The sequence below is a fragment of the Hominenteromicrobium sp. genome, assembly GCF_046974225.1.
GTDB lineage: Bacteria > Bacillota > Clostridia > Oscillospirales > Acutalibacteraceae > Hominenteromicrobium > Hominenteromicrobium mulieris.
This window is the reverse complement of record NZ_JBKWAE010000012.1, coordinates 40737-61430: the sequence shown is the minus strand read 5'-3', so window position 1 is coordinate 61430 and position 20694 is coordinate 40737. Positions and strand designations below refer to the sequence as shown.

11 protein-coding genes are annotated in these 20694 nt (G+C 52.0%); all 11 read right to left on the bottom strand.

The genetic code is table 11. The features are described from left to right. Positions 1–8: 8 nt before the first annotated feature. On the bottom strand, positions 9–1181 hold the full coding sequence (locus ACLTX1_RS09695; RefSeq protein WP_308449673.1) for a DUF58 domain-containing protein: 1173 nt from the start codon (positions 1179–1181) through the stop codon (positions 9–11). 6 nt (positions 1182–1187) lie between these two features. Continuing rightward, positions 1188–2123 (bottom strand): MoxR family ATPase, encoded by a 936-nt coding sequence (locus ACLTX1_RS09690; RefSeq protein WP_308449672.1) that lies wholly within the window; start codon positions 2121–2123, stop codon positions 1188–1190. Continuing rightward, a complete protein-coding gene (locus ACLTX1_RS09685) occupies positions 2120–6052 on the bottom strand; it encodes a leucine-rich repeat protein (RefSeq protein WP_343285108.1) in 3933 nt (1310 codons plus the stop codon). The genes ACLTX1_RS09690 and ACLTX1_RS09685 overlap by 4 nt, the downstream gene beginning before the upstream one ends. Beyond that, positions 6043–6774 carry a hypothetical protein gene (locus ACLTX1_RS09680; RefSeq protein ID WP_308449670.1) on the bottom strand — a complete coding sequence of 244 codons (732 nt, stop codon included), beginning with the start codon at positions 6772–6774 and terminating at the stop codon, positions 6043–6045. Before ACLTX1_RS09680 ends, ACLTX1_RS09685 begins: the two co-directional genes overlap by 10 nt. A gap of 4 nt (positions 6775–6778) precedes the next feature. After that, positions 6779–8482, bottom strand: coding sequence for an ATP-binding protein (locus ACLTX1_RS09675; protein WP_308449669.1), 1704 nt, complete (start codon positions 8480–8482; stop codon positions 6779–6781). A gap of 304 nt (positions 8483–8786) precedes the next feature. Beyond that, positions 8787–9134 carry an Hpt domain-containing protein gene (locus ACLTX1_RS09670; RefSeq protein WP_308449668.1) on the bottom strand — a complete coding sequence of 116 codons (348 nt, stop codon included), beginning with the start codon at positions 9132–9134 and terminating at the stop codon, positions 8787–8789. A 23-nt stretch (positions 9135–9157) separates the two neighbouring features. After that, positions 9158–11533: a diguanylate cyclase gene (locus ACLTX1_RS09665; protein WP_412330858.1), complete on the bottom strand. Its 2376-nt coding sequence runs from the start codon at positions 11531–11533 to the stop codon at positions 9158–9160. Between the two features lie 343 nt (positions 11534–11876). Beyond that, positions 11877–12422, bottom strand: coding sequence for a prepilin-type N-terminal cleavage/methylation domain-containing protein (locus tag ACLTX1_RS09660; protein ID WP_308449666.1), 546 nt, complete (start codon positions 12420–12422; stop codon positions 11877–11879). Beyond that, positions 12419–12727 carry a hypothetical protein gene (locus tag ACLTX1_RS09655; RefSeq protein WP_308449665.1) on the bottom strand — a complete coding sequence of 103 codons (309 nt, stop codon included), beginning with the start codon at positions 12725–12727 and terminating at the stop codon, positions 12419–12421. The genes ACLTX1_RS09660 and ACLTX1_RS09655 overlap by 4 nt, the downstream gene beginning before the upstream one ends. Further along, positions 12724–13401 (bottom strand): hypothetical protein, encoded by a 678-nt coding sequence (locus tag ACLTX1_RS09650; RefSeq protein ID WP_412330857.1) that lies wholly within the window; start codon positions 13399–13401, stop codon positions 12724–12726. Before ACLTX1_RS09650 ends, ACLTX1_RS09655 begins: the two co-directional genes overlap by 4 nt. Beyond that, positions 13391–20683, bottom strand: a complete 7293-nt coding sequence (locus ACLTX1_RS09645) for a type II secretion system protein (protein WP_412330856.1) — start codon at positions 20681–20683, stop codon at positions 13391–13393. The genes ACLTX1_RS09650 and ACLTX1_RS09645 overlap by 11 nt, the downstream gene beginning before the upstream one ends. Positions 20684–20694 lie beyond the last annotated feature (11 nt).

Below are 20694 nucleotides of genomic sequence, written 5' to 3'. Positions count from 1 at the left end.
CCCCTCTCTCAGCACAAAATGCGGTAAACTTCATCTTCGATTCGCTCGGCAGGCAGCTCTACCACTTCGTAGCCGCCGCCCACCGCAATATGCTGCAATTTGCCGCCGGACACCGCACTGATGACGGTAGTGCCGATGCGACCCTCAAGCGGTTTTAAGGACGCGGTGTATGGACCCGCGGTGAGCAGCACCAGGCGCGCATACTGACGATCCATCTGCTGTGTGAGGAAATACCGCATGCCGGCGCCCTCGGTTTGCTGCAGTGGGAAGCACATCCAGTGCATGAGCATCTGCTGGAAATCCTTCTGCGTGCGCACCTCGTAAATTTCGAGGCCATTACGCGTAGGCACGGCGGCGCTGAACGTGATGTGCTGCTGCACAAGCTGCGTGCCCACGGCCGCTGCTACGGCTGCCGCGGCGTTCAGTTCTTCGAGCGGCGTCGGTTCGCCGTTTTTCTCTATGCCGAAATCCATAAGCAGCACGATGTTATACAGCGACGGGTCGCTTGCCTGCCGCAGAATGAGCGTATCGGTCTTGCCGGAAAGCTTCCAATGAATGGATCGGACGTCATCGCCCGGCACATACTCGCGCAAATCGAACATCTCGCTTGGGTCGTTGCCCTTGCGGTTCTGCATTTTGCCTTCGGGCTGCGGCGTACCGGCCGAAGCCTGCGAAAGCAACAGCTGTACCTTCATGCGGCGCGGGTAAATGACCGTGCGCACAGGGGCAAACGGTGCTGTCTGCACGTTAAAGAGATTCAGCACGTCGCGCACGCAGATGCGTTTGCAGGAAAAGCGCAGCTCGCCGCACTGCTCTGCGGGCACCTTGATCGTGTAGTTGCTCTGCCCCGATGTGAGCGGAAGCAAAAAGCGCCTTTCTTTTTTGGTGCCAAGCAGCGTGCTCTGCGTTTCAAGCTCCAAAAAGATCTCCTGCGCGGCAAGCAGCTTTTTATCGGAATTTACGATGATGTTCAGGTTAACGTCCTTGCCTTGCTGACCACCGGGGCGAACACGCATAGAAACGCGAATGCTGTGTGCATCATGTAAAACGAGCACACCGTTAATAACCATGAGCAGCAATAAAACGATCAGCACCGTCAGCAAAAACGGCTTACTGTATAGGAACAGCAGCACTGCTGCCGTCAATAGGACAAGCCCATAGGCCAGTCTGTTTTTCCACATATCCGCTTACCTTTCCGTACCGGGCTTGATCTGCTGCAAAATCTCAGCCAGAATATCGCGCACCGTTATGCCGTCCACCTGTGCCTGCGGGCGCAGAATGAGACGGTGTGCGCAGACATCGAAAAACACGCTCTGCACGTCTTCCGGCACCACGTAGTTGCGCTCGCGCAAAACGGCACCGGCACGCGCCATTTTGACGAGTGCGGAAACGCCGCGGGGCGAAATACCAAGCTCAACGAGCGGGTGCACACGGGTGGCCTCGCAAAGGCGGATGGTGTAGCTCAGCACGCTGTCCGCAACGCGCACGGAGGTGAGGTAGTTCTGCACCTCCAAAAGATTCTGCGCGTTCGTGACGGGGCGCACATCGGAAAGCGGGTTGGAATAACGCTGTGCGTTAATGATGCGCATCTGGTTTTCAAGGCTCGGGTAGCCGATGGAAAGGCAGATCATGAAACGGTCGAGCTGCGATTCCGGCAAAGACTGCGTACCGGCGGAACCGACCGGATTCTGCGTTGCGATGCAGATAAACGGCGAGGGCAGCACGTGCGTTTCGCCGTCTACCGTAACCGTGTGCTCCTCCATGACCTCCAGCAGTGCGGACTGCGTTTTCGGGGAGGTACGGTTGATCTCATCGGCGAGCAGCAGCTGGCAGTTTGCCGCACCGTCGCGGTACTCAAAGTGGTTTGTTTCGCGGTTGAACACCGTGAAGCCTGTGATGTCGGACGGCAGGGTATCCGGCGTAAACTGGATACGCTTGCTGGAAAGGCCCAACGTTTTGGAGAACGCCACAGCGAGGGTCGTTTTACCGACACCCGGGCAGTCTTCCAAAAGAATATGGCCGCCGGCATAAATGGTCATCAAAACTTTTTTTACGATCTCGTTCTTGCCGATAAAGGCTTTGCTGACCTCTGCAAGGATAGCTTTGGATTGCTCTACGATCATTCTGACAGTTCCTCCTCATTTGTATCCGATGTATTCGACACGCTGCCGCTTTCCGTCGGTTGCTCTGTTGCTTTTTCTTCGGGCTCGGAGTCGCTTTCCGTTTCTCCCGCGGTGGTGGAAGTACCTTCCGTTCCGGGCACATTGGTGTCCGGGTTCTCCGTACCGCCTGCGTCCTTGCCGGTAAATCCGTTTTCTTCTGTCCCTTCCGAGAGTTCTGCGTCTTTCGCTTTACCCGGATTTTCGGTCTCGCCTTTTTTGTCCTCTGTGTCGGTGTCTTTATTGCTGTCATCCTTCTTGACAGGCTCTACACCGCAGGTGAGGGTATCGCCGTCACTGAGCAGCTCCAGACCCATGATGCCGCGCAGACGGTTTTCTGCCGTGAGCAGCTTTTCATAAATAACGGCTTCAATCTCGTCATCGGTGGGCTCCTCGCCTTTTTCCTCCAAAAGCCGGTTGGCGATGATACCGCGCATTTCCGCAAGGTCATGGTAGCCTGCAAACGGGAAAGTCCACGCCGTAATGTACTGTGCCTGCAGCTCGCCGTCACCGTTAAAATCTACGACCATAAACGAAACTCTCTCGTCTTCTATGCCAAAGGTGAACGGTGTGCCGACTTCAAAACCTGCAAGCTCCGGTATACTGTTCATGAAGGAATAGATTGTCACATTCTCAGACTCTACACCGGCCAGCATGTTCTGGTTGAGGCCAACCAGGTCATCGAGCAGATATAGCTTCTCAAGCGCTTTCGCATTGGAAAACGCGCCTTCTGCGATGTAGTCGAACGCCCAACCGGACGGCAGGCCCATATTATCGCCGGAAACAAAAATGCTCTGCAAATTGCTCGGCGAGCCGATGAGCGTGATCGTCCCGGCACCTTCATTTACGCGGTACGGGAAATACTCTGTAGGCTCTGTGGCGTTTTCAATACCGAAATAAGCGCGCATGCGGTTCTCCGACGTGAGCAGACGGTCATACATTACAGCATCCACCTCTTCATCGGACGGATAGCGCATCGTCTCATTTAGCAGCTTCATCTGCACGTCATCCCACATATACTGGTAAGCGCTCTTGTCCAACATATCGAGATAGCCTAAGAATGGATACCGCCACTTTTTGATGAAATCCCCTTCGGAGCCTTTCGGGATGGAGATATGCAGGTTTTGAAGTTCTTCCTCCTCTGTCCAACTCGGATTAAACCGGAAGTCATAGCCGGTCATGGAAAGTTCCAGCTCCGGCGGCGTATACGAATTGAACTGCAGCAAACGCAGGGCGTTGCAGCCGTTGAAGGCATACAGTGGTATGGAGGCTGCGCCGTTCCAGAACGACACAGAGTTGAACTCCATTTTTTCAAGGTTCGAGCAATATGCAAATGCGGTGGCTTCTATGGAGCCGAGCGTACCGACAAACGTGACAGAGGTAATCCCCGCACAGCTATCAAACGCACCCTGCGCCATCTGAATCGTCCACGTGCTCCATTCCGAGCCGACGGACACATTGCCGCTTAAATCGGATTTATATAAACTGTACGCATCGAAGTAATAGAGATCCGAAAGGTCTTCCCAGTTTATGGTGAATGCGCCGCTTTCGCTTGTTACATCTGCCATGGCGTAGTTGAAAAGCTCCGCTGTGGTGCTTGGCAGCGTGACTTCGCTGTTCACCGTTTTGCCGGAGCGTAATGCAAGCCAAGGTGCAGGCGGTGTACTGTTTCCGTCTTCATCTTCCGAACCGGCGTCCATGCCATACAGCATATAGGTGCCGCCGATATCGACCAATTCATAATCCGCCACACCGCTTTCTGCCGTAAAGCTGGTGCAATGGCTGCTGTAACCGATGTTATCTGTCGGTACATAGAAGTAATAGTTATTGTAGGCAGAACTGTAATGGTTATCTTTTACAACCGGGTCGTAGCCGTTCACCATGTAGCCGCAGTAGGCTCTGGAGCCGACAAAGCGCAGCGAGGGGCAATTATCCAAAGATTCATCGCCGATGATAACCGTGCCCGTCGTTTCGATCATGACGCCCTCGAGAGCATCACAGCCGTAGAACGCGCGGTTGCCGATCTCGGTGACAGCTTCCGGCAGAATGGCCCATTGCAGGGAATCGCAGTTTTCAAATGCGGAGGTGCCGACGGTCGTGATGATGACTTCGGTGCCGTCATCGGCCGTGACGATACCGTCAAAGCGCGTGACGTCGGCCGGTACGGAGAGCAGTGTGCCGGACTTTTCCCCGTTTGCGTTCACTTCGGTGTAATACTCGTAGCCGTCTTTCGTCGTTGTGAGCAGCGAGAGGAGAAGGTCTTCCGGCGCGCCGGAATCCGCAAGCTGCTTTGAGAGCATATCCACCTGCGTCTGTGTACTGCACAGCACGCGTTTGATATTGCTTCCCGCAAAGCAATCCTTATCGAGTGTGAGGATCGTCATTTCTTTCGGGATAACGAGCGTATCAAGGTCGCTTGACAGCGCGAAGGCGTTTTCGCCGATGCTCTTGATGGCCGTTGTGAGCTTGAGACTGCTGCCTGCACCCACGACTGCACCGAGCTTACCCTCTTTGGTATACACCATACCGCCCGAAACCATATACATCGTATCGGGGGCCGAAGCCTTGGCGAGCGTGTTGCCGGACTCCGGCGAGAATGCTTTGCCGTCGGTTAAAAGCATCTGCTCGAAAAGATTGTCCTGCACGAGGACTTCACAGTCTGTGAGGTATGTATAATCGATATCCGGCAGTTCTTCTGTTTCGGCCTCCAGATGAATCCTTTTCAGGCTGTTGTTTGCCGGAATATCCATTCTTCGAATGGTATTCGGCACGGAGATTTCCTCTACCTTATACGGCAGAGCGCGGATTTCTGTTCTGTTCTTATTCAGCAGCATGCCGTCTTCCGTGGAGACGTAGACCGGGTTGTTTTCGTCCACCACATAGCCTTCGCCAACCAAAAGGTTACCGGCGGTGCTGTTGATATAAAGGACGGTATCCGGCACTTCGAGGTAATCTACCTCAAGCTTCTCGCTCCAATCGAGATCAATGGCCTGCACATACTGCGGTACAGAGAGGCGATGTGCCGCCATGTTCTCGCTTGTTTCGTTCTTCCACCAATCGACCATACGCGTATACTGCGGCGTGTAGGATTTCATGGTTTGAAGATAGACGAGCGTGTTATACATGAAATTTATGTCATAGGTATCACGGTCCATCCAGTAGGAGTTGAGCGCGATATCGAAGCCCTGCGGCACATCTACAAAATCTGCCGGCTCCAAAATGTGGCGGCCCTTTTCTATGGGGTAGAACCACGATACAAGCTCGCCGTGCTCCATCCAGCCCGGGAAAAGCTTGTCCATGGAAACCATGGCATCAAAGCCGAGGAACGTTTTCTGATAAGAGAACAGGTTTTCTTCGGAACCGACCGTCGGGTACTGGTCTTCGTTAAGGACGGCAGACGAATCGATGGTGGCGTTTTCTTCTTTGATCTGCTCGGAAAGCAGGAAGAAACGCACTTGCTCAACGGTATACGGCACGAGATACTCGCGCCATGCACTTTTTTGCGAAAAGCGATATTCTGTGCGGATCACAACATTCAGATCGGATACATCTTCCGGCAGCGTAACCGGGAAATCCTTAATCCACGTTTTGCCGTTATCGTATGAAATGCCGGTGACGCGCACGTATTTATCGTAAGCATCGGCATCCCAGTAATACGTGACCATATCGGAGCCGATCACATAGGTATCGAGCAGGCAGTAAATATCCTCCGCCGAAACGGTCTGGCCGGCGTAAAGGCTGGGTACACCGTAATCGTATGGCTTCATAATCGTGATTATCGGCTCGCCGGTCGTATCATCCGTATTGATACCCGGTACGTGATCTTCGTCATACGGTTTATTCGTGATATGGTCGGAGCCGGAGCCCGGGCGCGGTGTCGGCTTTACGAGCACAGGGTCCTTTGCGGTATCTGCCGGACGCGGTGTAGGTGCCGGAGTCGGGGCAGTGGTAGGCTGCGGTTCTTCCGTTTCATTCGGCGAAGTTGTGGGCTGCGGAACAGATGTCGGGTTTGCCGACGCGCCGGCTCTGCCGTGGAGCCGCCCGGGTTGGTGCCGTTATTATCCTCGCCGGGGGTATTGCTGTCCCCGTTATTATTGTTGCCACCGTTTGACGGCAGCGGGTTCGGCACCTGCGTAGGATTATTGATAATGATATCGGCATTATCCTTATCATCGATGATGTCGTAGCCGGGAGTCTGCGTATTGCCGTTTTCCGGCTGCTGCACCGTCGTTTGCTGCGCATTGCTCTGCTGCGGCGGCTGTGTATCTGTATCCGTATTCGGCTTATTGATTGTCAGCGAATTCTGGTTTTCCGCATCGGGTACCTGCTGATCTTCAAAAAGATAATCTGCACGCTGCGAATTCTGCGGACGACCCTGCGCATCGGCGCTCTGGTCTTTTTCCCAGTAAGCGCTTTCATCCTCCTGCGTGCCGGAATCGCTGTTTTGCGTGTCCTTATCTTCCGGAAACAGCACCTGATTCGTTTGCAGGTCTCTCTTCTGATCGGACGGCACATAAGTATTCCCAAGCCGCTGATACGCCGCCACACTGCTTACGCACAGTGCCACCGCGGTGAGCACCGCAGCCGCAGTCTTTATGGACTTTCTCTTATCCATGCGTTCACCTATCCTTATTCAAAAACACACCGATCTCTTTTTGCAGGCGCCTAAAGTCGACCGGCTTTGAGAAATGACTGTTCATACCGCTTTCTTTGGAGAGACGCTCGTCCTCCACGAAAGCATCTGCGGAAAGACCGAAGATCGGAATCGTCTTCGCGTCTTCCCTATTAAGCGCACGAATATGCCGTGTAGCTGTGCGGCCATCCATGACCGGCATCTGCACGTCCATTAAAATGAAATCGTAATGACCGGCAGGCTGCGCAGAGAAGCGTTCTACCGCGACCTCGCCGTTTTCTGCAACGTCCACTTCGGCACCCATCTCCTGCAAAATCTCAACGGCGATCATTGCGTTGATTTCGTTATCTTCCGCAAGGAGGATGTGACGGCCCTTGAAGCTGTCCTGCATTTTCTCTTCTGCATCGTCTTCGGACAACGCCTTGACCTTTGCGGTCTGCTCCGGCGCTTCGGCTTCGGGCAGGTGCAGGTACACGGAGAAATCGGAACCCTTGCCCGGCTCGCTTTCGACAACGATTTCACCGCCCATTAAACGCACAATGTGGTCGGTGATGGCCATGCCAAGGCCGGTGCCGCCGTAGCGCTTCGTGGTTTCTATGCTTTCCTGCTCAAACGGACGGAAAATGCGGTTGATGAATTCCGGCGCCATGCCGATGCCGGTATCGTGCACGCGAACCATGAGGTCTACATGACCTGCACTCCGCATCATCTGGCGGAACGTGACGATGATCTCGCCCTCGCTTGTGAATTTTACGGCGTTTGAAAGGAAATTGATGATGGCCTGACTGATGCGCAGCTCGTCGCCGATCACGTAATCGACGGTCATATCTTCAAAGCGCACCTCGTAGTGCACGCCGCGGGCTTCGAGGTTCTTTGCAAACATATCATAAAGGCGGTCGGCGAGCTGGCGCAGGCTAAACGGCTTGCTTTCAAGCTGCACGCGGCCCGCTTCGATACGGGACATATCCAAAATATCGTTGATGAGCGAAAGCAGGTGGTCGGAAAGCTCGTCGACTTTCTCAAGATACTGCATCGCGGGGTTATCTTTTTCAAGCTTGCCCTCTGCCAGCGTAAGCATGCCGATGATGCCGTTCATCGGCGTGCGGATCTCATGCGACATGCGGGAAAGGAACGTGGTTTTCGACTGGTTGGCTTCCTCCGCCTGCATCAGGCGCTCTTCATAGCCCTGTATGCGGCGGTGCATTTCAGTCGTTTTGTGAAAAGCGAAAAAGTCGTATCCTTTTGTGCCGCTTTGCATAACGTGCACAGTGATCCACTCGCCGTTCTGCATGCGGAATTCTGCGGTCATCGGTTCTTTTCCGTCCCACGCGAGATAGTCCCGCCAAATGTTGCGACCGCTTTTGCGGTCGTGCAGGCACGGCTCAAGGCTCGCAATGTCCTCCTGCAGACGTGCGAGAGAAATGCCAAGCAGACTTTCGATATCGCCCATCTCGTAGACCGGCATTTTGTCTGAACGGCGCATCAGGAGACATACTTCGTCATCCTGCTTAGATAAGTCGCACATGAGCACGTCCTGCACGCTGTGGCCATCCGGCTCTGCGGCACGATTTTTCTTTTTACCGCGTGCAAAGCACAGCAGCCAAACCGCCAGAATAACCTCAAGGCAAAGAATGATGATAAGCCAGAAATTATTTCCGAGCGTCTCCAAAAGTTTTGTGAACATATTCATGCGGCATTCTCCTTTTTTCCTCTATTGTAAGCTGCCGCCGCAGCGCGCGACCTATTCTCCTCCAAACCGTTCCGTCGCATTACACAGGGAACCAAACGCAAATAAAGCCGGTCTATAAAACCGGCATATTTACTAAGTCATATAATATCGCTTGCAATTCATAGAAAAGAAGATCGTTTTGGGTGCAGAAACCAAAGCGGGAGCGCAAAAGTACTCCGGCTTACAGGCTTTTGAACGGTTTTTTCTTCTCATAAAATACATACGGTCTCTTTTCTCAATTCTTTTGATCGCGCTCAAATTCCACTCAATCGAGCTTTTCGATGGCCTCCACGATCTCCTTCTGATCTTTGCAGACCTCTTCAAAAAGCGATTCGTCCGTCAGCGGAACGGCGCCGCGCACGGCCTCCGTTAAAGCGGATGCCGATTTTTGCAGGCGATCGAAGCCGAGGTTCTGTGCCACACCCTTTAAGGTGTGCGCCGCAATGAAAACATCTTTCCAGCTTTTGGCTTCCACAGCCGCTGCAAGCCGGTTATAGGTCGGGTCGTTTGCGTATTTGCGCACGAACTTGCCGATCATTGCCTCATTCGGGATGCGTTTCATCACGTTTTTGAGGTCGCCGCCGATTTTCTGATATAATTCTTCAAGCTCCATGATCTGTCACCTTTCTGCAACTTCTATCTGCTTTCCGCATGATTAGCGTTCGCGTGTTTCGCTTTATTTTCGTACATGCGCAGGTCTGCCTGCCGAATGGCTTCGGAGAGCGGGTGTACGCGGTATACGCCGCCAAGGCTGACATCAAGCTTCACCTCGGGGTAATCCGGCAATTTTGTCTCCTGCACGGCGCGTCTGAGCTGCTTTAAACGCTCATAAAAAACCTCTTCGCCGATCTTGGAGAAGATGAGGAGGAATTCGTCCCCGCCGTAGCGGATGAGCGTATCGCTGCCGCGGATGCCGGAACGGATTGTATTCGCGATGGTTTTCAGCGCTTCATCGCCCACAGGGTGGCCGTATGTATCGTTAATCTGCTTAAAAAGGTCAACATCCACGATTGCTACGGCATCTGCGCTTTCCAAATTGGACTGGAAACTCTCAAGATACAGTCTCGTGTACGTTCCGGTCAAGGCATCGCGGTAGAAGTTCATAAACGAAGAACGCGTTGGCGCATCGTTGTCGCCGCCGCAGCGTGCGCACTCCGCTTCGTCTTCATGCGAAGCAATCTCCAGTGTGCAGGTACGTCCGTTGACGTTGATATGTTTAGAAAGCACGAAGTACATTTGCCTGTCACGCATTTCCAGCTTGGTGACCCACTCTTTTCCTTCCAGAGAGCGGGAAGAAATACAGTTTTCGCACGGCTCGTTTCTGCCCCAAATTTCATAGCAGTGTATCGGCGTAGTGATTACTTTGCCGTCTTTATCCAGCTCAAGGTTCTCGTTCGTTTTCGGATCAACAAGGCGCACAACCTCAAACACGCGGCTCAAATCTTTCAAAAGATGAGACACACTATATTCAGAGCATTTTTCGAGCGCTTCTTCTCCGCGCCGCACCATTTCATCCTGAATATCTTCAAAGCGTCCAAGCACGCCGGCATAATTTTTGTATTTAGTTGTCCAAAGCGATTTTACCGTAAGGCGCTGCCAGCGATATTCACCGTTAACGGGGATCTGCACAATCATTTTCACTTCCGGTCTTTCCGGCGTTGTTGCTTTCAGCTTTTCACGCATCGCGAGCCAATCCTTTTCAGAGAGCAGCGAAACGTCGTTCCATTCCGTCAGATACATGGATTTTTCTCGTTGATCGACCGGCGCATTCCAATCTTTGAGATGTACGGTATTTGTCCAGTGGTCAAATTCAAACTGGATACCGCCGCACTGCTCTGCGAAGAATTCCGCCTTTTTCTGCTCGAAGGTGAGCAGGCTGTGCGCACGGTTATTAGGCATAAGTTCTTTTTGCTCGAGCATTTCATCGGAAAGGCGCTTTGCTTCCTGACGGTAATCGAACCGTCTGGGGTCTGTGTGCATGTTCTCGAAAAGCTGATCCTGCACGTCCAAAAGGCACTGTATCAAAAGCGGATTGAAAGCGCCGCATTCGCCGTTTGTAATCATTTTAATAGCGGTCGCGTGGTCGAACGACTTTTTGTAGCAGCGTTCGCTTGTAAGCGCATCGTACACGTCTGCCATGGCAACGACCTGCGCGGAAATCGGAATCTCATCGCTCTTGAGACCATCCGGATAGCCGCGGCCGTCCCAACGCTCGTGGTGCCAGCGGCAGATCTCATGCGCCAGATTCATCAGCGTTTCGGATTGCTGCGTACCGAGGTCACGCAGCATCGAGTCACCGATGGCGGCGTGATTCTTCATAATCTCCCACTCTTCGGGGTCAAGCTTGCCGGGTTTATTTAAAATCGCTTTCGGAACGCTGATCTTACCGATGTCGTGCAGTGCGGAAACCGAAGCGATCATAGAGATATCCGTTTCCGTCAGCGGGTATTTATCCGTGATCTCAATCAAGCGGCGCAGGAGAATGTCCGTCATCATGCGCACATGCAGAATATGCTGGCCGCTTTCGTTGTTGCGGTATTCGATAACATGGCTCAAAATATTGATCATCGTGTTGTTCGTCTTTTCACGCTCGTAGACCTGCTCCTCCACAAGGCGCACAAGGCGCTTTTGGCGGGCATACAACATGAGCGTATTTTCGACACGGCGGCGGACGACCGTCAGATCGAACGGTCTGCTGATGTAATCCGAAGCGCCGAGGTCATAGCCGCGGCGGATGAAATCCACATCGCTTTCGGACGAGATGATGATAACCGGCACCTCGCTGATCCAATGCCGCAGATTCATAATCTCCAGAACGCCGAAACCGTCCATTTTCGGCATGTTGATGTCGAGCATCACGAGGTCGATATCCTCGTTTTTTTCGAGGATATCGACGGCTTCTGTGCCGTCTTTTGCCATGACATATTCATATTTATCGCTGAGTATTTCCTCAAGGAGCATTTGGTTCATTTCCGAATCGTCCGCGATGAGTATTTTTTCCTTTAAACTCATAGATTTCTCCTTGCAGCGCTTTCTGTTTCGTCTCACAATTTATTCTTTATCGGAAAGCGCTTTCATTTTTACCGATAGAATGACTTGCCAAAGACAGAATTCGCTATATTCTCTGCAAATTCGTCAAAAAGTGGATAAAAAGCAGCAATTCTATCTATTCTGTACAATAAAGAACACTATTTAAATACACTGTTTTTCTATTTTATCATATTTGCTTTTTACGTGCAAGAAAAATCGCAAGAAAAATCGCATGAAATCATACTTTTCAAAAAACAAAGCGTATACAAATTCTTTATTGCAAAAACACCGCGCCTGCGGAGCATTCCGTTTGGCGCGGTGTTTCTCAGTTTTCTGTATTGCGGATGTCTTCGGCGCGGGCGCGGCCCTCTGCGGTGTCTTCGGTCGTCACATTGAGCTTTTCCACTTCAAAGGTGGTTTCGGCCAGCGTGTTTTTATTTTCGCTGTCTTTTACGCTCAGCTGCACTGTGAAAAGGGCAGTAACATCGTCATACGTTAAGCTTCCTACCTCAGCTTTAATACCGTAGGGGTACGCCTTTGCGGGCAGAATGTCCTTGCCGCCAAGCTGCACATGCCCTTCCGGCGTAGTGGTAAACGCGGTGTAATCGCCGCTGCCGAACTGCTGGCTGAAAAAGCCCGTAACGCTGCCGCTGCCGTCTACTTTCAGTGTGCCGGAATAGCGCAGCTCATCGCTGATGGTGGTCGTAAGCGTGGAGCACAGTACCTGCGCTTCCGAATATGAAACGGATTTTGCGTAGGAGCGCACGCCGAGCTGCACCCCCAACACCATCACCATGCTGACAAGCACCAAAATGGCGACTGTGCAGAGCATTTCCACGAGCGTTAAGCCTTTTTTATCTTTCAGCTTCAAGTTCCCGCCCCCTGCTCTTTGCTTTCCCTGTAATACGTGTAGCCGTTTTCGCTTGTGTATTCATCGACTTGAACATGGATGATTTTTGTGGCACTGTTTTTATCCTTAATGATCAGCGTTTTGGTTTCGCTGCCCTTGACGGCATTCTTATACGTTAAAGCCACATCGGTTTTGCGCACCTTGGCATTTACCTTGGATGCCGTGGAAACTGCGGTGGAGAGAAAAAGCATAACGAGCACCACGACCACGATGGCCATGAGCGTTTCCACCAGTGTTTCCGCTTTTTGTGAACGCAGCTTTTTCAACCCGTTACCTCCTTTTGCAGCTTTGCCTTATTCCATTCGAGTGTTCGGGTGACGACCTGCGTGGAGCCCGTATCGCCGGAGGTTCTTTCCTCCGTCAATTTGCCCTCCATAGTCAACACCATGCGGCAGGGGTGTTCGGAACCCACACCGTTTGTGAATGTTGCAGTGAGGTTATACACCTTGCTGCTTTCGTCACTGCCGGTGCCGACTGATACAAGGATTTCTGCCGATACATCTTCATAACCGTCTACGGAGAACGTGTAGGTCTTTGCATAAGTGGACGTCGTGTTCACACCTATAAACCGTGCGCCGATGTCATTGATCATATCTCCCACCGCACATGTGGCCTTTATCGTATCATTCGTCGTAGTGGTCGTTCCATCCGCATGCGTCACCGTGGTCGTAACATCTTTATACCGGCCCGTAAGGCTTTGGAAATCGTCGCGCACGAGCTCGGCGGCAGAGCTGACCGCGAGGTAGGCCTGCTGCTGTTCTTTTTCCGAGCGCTTATTTACGGCGGCGCTGGTGGCGGCGGAGATGATGACCGCGCTCACCATGATGCCGACCAGCATAAGCAGCAGCGCCATCAGCATGGAAGCGCCCCTTTGGCTATTCAGTTTTCTGCGGATCGCCTGCATTTTCGGCACCTGCCTTTTTGTTGATTTACGGTTCAACGGTCTCGCCGCCTGCTGCGGTATCTTCCCAAACGGCGTAGAGAGTGAGTTCGGTCTTATTCTCCATCGCCATAGAACCTATGATGTTCCCGATCAAGCTTGCATCTGTATAATCAGCCGTTGTACTTGAAGCATCAAACGCCCAACCCTTAAAGGTGGATGCTCCCTTTTTGAACGTATTCTGCGGAAGGCTGTCCGTCGTTTGAATCTTATCATAAGCATACGAAACAGCAGGCATCGTACCCGAACCGCCGTTGGCATTAAACTGGATGGTATAGGTGTTCGGAACCGCCTTGATCTCGGTATCTGCGAAGATCTCGGGGAGATTATCAAAGTCAAACGTATAGCCTAAAATAGCTGTTGCCAACTTGTTCTTTTCTTCTTCCGTTAACGTCGGCTTTTCTCCGTAAGATACCTTTTTCTCCAGCACCGAATCGCCGTTTACCGTTACAAACTTCACCTTATACTCATTGGAAACAATAGTGTACGGGGTGATGAGGTTGTAGGTCACGTCGCCGTTTTTGAGGACGATCTTTAGGGTAATCTCACCTGCCGCGGCGGATTCCACCTTTACAGCGCGGTATTGGAATTTCGTGTCGTTCGTTTCTGTCGTCCACTTATCGTTTACCGTCACTTTGTAGGTGTGATTTTCATCGGTCGTGATGCCGTCTTCACCCACGGTGTAGGTCGTTTCCCCTGCGGTGATCTCGATTTGATCGACCGTAAAGCCTTTCAAATCGGTATACGCATCCGTTGCGTAGAGGAACAGCGCACTTCCCTGCATGGCGGGGCGGTTTTCCGGGTATTCAACGGTCGTACCGGTGTAGGAGGTCGTGGATTTTTTCGGCGTGTGCGGCAAAGAAATCTGGTTATAGACGCTGCCGTTTGTCAGGCCAAGCACATCACTTGGCTTTGTTGTAGCGCTGATATACAGCGTAGCCGTGACCTCTTTTGCGGGCTCCGCGGCAGTTGCCGCGCCGTACGGATATGTGCACGTGATGCTCACCGTGGCTTCGCCCGCAGCAAAGCCGGTAAGCGGCAAGGAGAACGTGCCGTCTGCGTTCAGCTTGATATCGTCCTTACTGCACTCGATGACATCCTGCTGCACGCCGTTGTTATCGACAGCAATCTCCCATCTAAGCGTCTTTTCGGTCTCGACAAGCAGCTGCTTGTCGTTTGCGTCCTTTACGGTCAGCGTGATCGTATCGGTGTCGCCGGAATAAACCGAAATGTTCGTAGAAGAAGCCTCCAGCTTGAGCGATGCCGTAACTTCGATTGTAAGGCGCGCGATGTAATTGCCGAGCTTCGCCTCTGCGACGACCGTGCCGACATTCTGCCCGATGAATGTGACATCGTAGCAGTTATTCTCACGATTATACACAATGCGGCTGACTGTTGCTGCGGCCTTATCGTTTGTGAGTTCGTTTCTGTTTTCGTCGTACAGCTTGATTTCCGGCGGCACTGCGCTCGTATCTACGTCGCTGCTGGCGATAAGCAAATGTGTCTGCAAAAGCGCCTTGCCGTCTTCGTTGTCGTTCAAAGTGCTGTCTTCCGCTTTCGTTTTGATATCCGCAAGCAGGTCGAGCTTCCGGGAATTTTCTTCCCATAAGAGACCGATGCGCGGCCAGCGGCCGTAATGCAAATTGACTGTGCTGCCGAAGATATCGGTCTGTGTCAGAACCGTCGGGAACGGATAGTTAAGCCCCTGCAGCGCCGTATCATTGCCCGGGAAGCTATATTTGCCGTCGATGTTCTGCCCCTGCTCGGTGATGGTGACGGTGGAGAAGCTCTTATAGCTTGAGCCGGACTGGTAGTTCTTGTTCAGTTTCGTTAAGAAATCGCTGCTCTGCATTTCGGCATACGTTAAGTACGGGGTGGAATCGTTGTACAACATAATCCTACGGTCATACCAATCCAAAGTCCGGTTGAGATTTAGGTCACTCCAACTTTGAGGATTTTTGCCATATGCACGATAATCGTCTGTCTCTAATACGGCAGACTCAAGCGCATAGCAATTATAAATCTCAATATAGTCATTATTAACAGCAGTAAATGCCTGCTGCATTTCACCATTAGAAGCGATTGCTTGCGTACTCTTAATAATGTTTTTTTCTCCCCACTGACCACCACTGCGTCTTGGCATGTCAACATAGCTATAAGAATTATAAACTCTCATGACATTTTTGACTGTGCCTATCAAGCTATCAAGACCGTCATTGCGCAAAACGATACCGCCGACTAAGCCGCCCATCCAAATATTTGCACCTGCATTCCAATTTTTGTACCCCATAGAAGATATGCTGCTCATGGAACCACCGGCATAGCAATAATTCACTGTTCCGCGGGAAACACCGGCAATACCGCCGACGCGCAGATTTTGATAACCGCCATTATAGCCGATATTGATAATAATGTCTGTTACAGCGGAGCAATTTGTAATATTCATGTTTGTCATGCCGACAAGGCCGCCGACACTGCCGCCGCCCCAACCCGGGGCGTTTGCATGGTTATCCTGAATGGTATAGCCGGAAACCGTACAGTTTGTAAATACACTTGCAGGATTGTCTCTGCCGGCCGCAAAGCCGACAAGACCGCCAACGCAATACCAGCTCACACCGTCTTTTGCGGCTTCGATTACATTGCCTTCATTCGAGTATACGACCACATTTTTAACCGTTGCACCGACCGTGATGCCAAAAATACCAACACATTCCGCATTGCTGTGAATTTCAACATTTTTGATCGTATATGCCTGTCCGTCATAATGAGAAGCAAAATATGACATTGTCGGATCAGCTTTTGCTGTATCGCCTGCATTATCATACATGCTTCCGATAGGCGTGAAGTTATTGGTCTTACCGAGTGTACGGTATTCCGAGGAAGCATTCAAATCGTGTGTTTGATTCCAATACAGCTCTTTGCCGCTTCCCGATACCGTGCGAGTATCGCCGTAAACCTGATACGTGTATTTATCCTTAAACGTATTCCAATCCCATTTGTTCTGAGACACAATGGAGGTGCTTGTATTGTGCTTTCCGGAATTCCAGTTGATAAACTGCAGCTGCGAGACGGAGCGAATCTCGTAAGCGTTGCCGTTGGCGCCGGGTTCGACGTCACCTGTTTTTGTCATTTTGTTCTGTACTTCGGAGCTATCGAGGCTCATAGAGTTTGCAAAGAACGGGTTGACGGTGTAGATGTATACGGTAGCATCTGTTCCGCTGCCGTAATCCAGCCACCATGTGCCGTTTGCTTTGCTGCCGGTCAAATACATTTTGTCTTCGCCGGTTTCATATGCGACAAACGTATAGCCGGGCATCTGCTTACCGAGCGCTTCGCCGGCTTTTGCATTTTCTGCAACGCTCATGAAGTTTTCATTGAAGTATACAGCACTTAATAAAGTCTTCAAATTATTGCTGTTCGCATAGAAATAGCCGTAGCCGTAATGCGTTACAACGCCGCCGTCGTCGTGCTCTTCACAGAGAGAATCGCCCTTTAAGATGTCGTTGTTTGCGCTGGAAATTTCATTGCCCTGGCTTGTGCCCACGTAGCTGAAGTGGTAGCCGCTGTTGCTGCCGCTGTCTTCATATTCCCAGTAGAACACACCGAGCGTACCGATGTCCTTCTGCACGGGCCAATCGCCGTAATGCACGGTCTTCCCTGCTGCATTGCGCACGACTGCCGGGTAGATATAATAATCGCCGGTCGTTTCTTTGGCATTATAGGTGCAATCTGCCTTTTTGAAATTGCTGATTGTTTTGTTTTGCAGCTCGCTGCCCGTAAGGGGCTCACCCGCCGCGTTATCTTTGAATTCGTTCGTGGAGGTGTTGTAAGCATAAAGCGTGCCTCTATACGAATACGTGCCGCCGTCCAGATAATAGCACTGGTATGCCGAACCGCCGGTATGCGCAAAGCCGTAGGACTCCGCATCGCCGGAAGCTGTCAGCGCCGTAGCGCTGTAGCTGCGGCGAATCATGCCGCTGGCGTTGTTCGCCGCAAAGCCCGCGACCCACACGGTGCTGTTTCGCGCGCCGCGCACCTGAATGCTGCCAAGCGCGTAGGAATCCGAAACAGAGGCGTGGTTCACGCCCGCAAAGCCGCCCGCATAGGTGTTAGAGTTCGTATTTGCAAAGCGAATGGACGGGCAGTCCGAAGCGCTGTTGCGGATGGTGCCGTAGTTGCTGCCGACAAAGCCGCCGAGCGAAGCCGTGCTGGCGCTGTAACCGTAATACTCCATGGTATAGCCGGAAACCGAGCAGTTTGAAACCGTGCCGCGGTTATAACCGACGAGCACGCCCATGCTGACGCGCGACGCACTGCCGGAAGCCGAATTACCGCCCTGCGCATTGACATAGGCCACCGTGTTACTGCCGTCGCCGACAAGGAACACATTGCGCACCGCGGCAGCGGACGACGTATAACCGAACATGCCGATGTAAAGGGATTTTGCTTTAAAGGAAATTTCCCCTATCGTATTGCAGCCGCCGTTATACACAGCCGTAAACGGTTTATCCCCTGTGCCGATCGGCGCCTGTGTGCTAATCTTTGCAGGCACAACGTCATCATATTTTGTCCACTCATACCTGCTGTAATCGATGTTGAGTTCCTGACGGAACACACTGTCCTTTACGGCATCCGCATACTGCGGGTAGTAAAGGCTCAACGCATACAGCTGGCGGGCGGAGCGGATGCAGACCGTTTCCGGCGCTTGCGGCTTATTTTCGTTGACCGTCACCGTTTTTGCGAAATGCGGATTGTAGTAATACTCCGTATTCGTGTTGTTTGCGGTGTCTTCTATCGTGATCTTCTGGTAGAATGTATCCGGCTCTGCGGTGTCGATATACTTGGTGTTGACGACCTCTTTTGAGAGCGGATAGAGATAATACTTCGTATTTGTCGCGTCGTCAGTCGTTTCAATTGCGCTACCAAACGATACCCGTGCCGTTTGGTCGTTTGCATACGTCACGGTAACGTTATCGGTCGCATCTTTCTTTTCGATATACGCCAGCGCATAGCCGTCGCCGACGACAAACTTACTCGTTTTGAGCGTGGAAAGGTTCGCGCCGTAGAAGCCGTAAGTTTCGTCTTCGTAGCGCTCGTAATAAACCAGTGCGCCGGATTCAAACTCCGCCTGCCAGTCGCCGTAGTGGTTCAGCTTTTCAAGGCGCGGATACGTGTAATACGTAAGGCCCTGATCCATCAAGTTATACGGAAACGTAGCCGCGCCGGAGGACGACGTGAACGCCTCGGAGATTTCTTTTTTTGCAAAGCCCGATTCACTGAGTTCTTTATAGGTTTTCGGCTTGGTTTGATTGTCGTTTTCCCACTTGCTTGTGCCGCCTTCGGAAAGACCGCCGTCTGTCAGATAATATACCTTTGAGGCACTGCCCATTGCATTGACCGTGGAATGAACCTTTGCGTTTTCTTCAACATTGTAAACACACGCAGAATAACCGCCTGTAGCGTTCACATTGGAGCCGCCTACTAAGCCGAAAGCATCGACGGTCGCCGTTTGGTAACCCGCTGCATAGAAATCCTTTAAGGTGATAGAGGTTCCCGTTGCGGCCACTTCAGACCCGCCCTCTGCCTTTGCGATAAGGCCGCCCGTTCTGGCTGCCGTCAAATAGCAATCCGCATAGGAATCGGTTATCGTTGCCGCATGATACACGGCACCGATGAGGCCGCCTGCTGCGCCGCCGTCTGCACGAATGACCGTAGACGCGGAGCTGTCCGTAACGGATACGCTGCCCGTTTTCGTCACCATGCCGATAAGTCCGCCGACGACTTTACCCTCGAGCCACGGCTTCACTTTTTCCGGGGAATCGACCGTTTCGATATCTGCGAGGTCGCCCTTTTTGGAGCTGAGGTATACACGGGTATTTGTGATTTTCACGGTATCGGAAACAGAACCGATGAGCGCACCGACGTTCTGGCCTCCATTATCAATCCTCATGCCGGTAAGCGTCACGTTTTTGATCTCACCGTTAAATGTACTGAACAGACCAACATCGCTCTTAGACGTATCTGTAATATGCAAATTCGAGATAGAGGAATACAGCTTTACGTTATCGACCTCGGAATAGCCGTCATAGCTTTTGAGATACTTATTTGTGATGGGCGTAAAGGTGTCGCGGTAAAAGGAATACCAGTCTTCGTTGTCGGCGGTATCATCCGCAAAAGAAAGGTCACTGACCTGCACGGCGCTGGTAATCGTCTTGGAAACATGGGAGGCCTCGTCCAAATTCTGCAAATGGCGGCCGTAGGCGATGAGCGCCGTGCCGGCCGGGGTGCCTTCGGCATAGCGGAACAGGCTGTTCGTTTTGCGGGTGTAGCTTTTGCCGTCCACATTGGCGTTTTGGCTTTCTACGGAAAGCGTGACGGTGATGTCTGTGCCGCACGCAAGCTTATGGTCGGTCTGATTATAGAAGCGCGTCTTTTCGCTTTCCAAGCTATCCATAACCCACGTGTAGTACCAAGTTTTGCTGTTCAGCTGGCGAAGCTCGCTGTATTTTACGACCTTTACATATTCGTTCCGGCCGTCCGAAACCTTGATATTGAACGTCAGCTCATCGGCATAGGGGTTGTTGCAGTAGAACGTTGCCGTCAGCTTCTCGCGGTTATCGATGGAGATGTCCGGCTTTAGAGTGTCGGTTGTGCCGGAGATCACACGCGCACCGCCGTAGTAGCCGATCTTCGCACCGTTGTGCAGGCGGGTTTGACGCACACGCATACGGTTTAAGTATGTGGGCAGCGTGGTGGAGACATCACCGCTTGTGATCTCCTCTTCGCTGTAAAACGCGCCGTACACACTGCCGCTTTCGGGGTCGTACTCGATAACCCAGTGGTTGTTCCAAAGCTCGGCATCTACGGAAGATTCCGGCAGAACGGAAGCTGCCGCCTTGCCGACCGCCACGCGGTCTGCGGAAACGACGTAGCAGAGCGTGTCTTTTGTGATGGCGTCTTCCGCATCTTCTTCGGGAGCATCCAGCGGAATGAGACCAACCTTTGCAACGCCGTTATCCTTTTTTTCATCGTACTGATAAAGGCTTTCGTAGCCGCCGGCGCGCAGCTCGGACATGCGATTCTGCACGGCAACGTAAAGGATCTCCGCTTTACTGTCGAGTTCTTTTTGGCGCAGATTCTTCCGGATCGTCACAAGCGAGAGAACCGCCACGGCAAACAGCACGATGACAATGGCCACAACGATCAAAAGCTCGGACATGGTAAAGCCGGCTTTCCCCTTTCTTCTATTTTTCAAATTCTTCATATCCCGTGAAAAATTCATGCGTTTTGCTC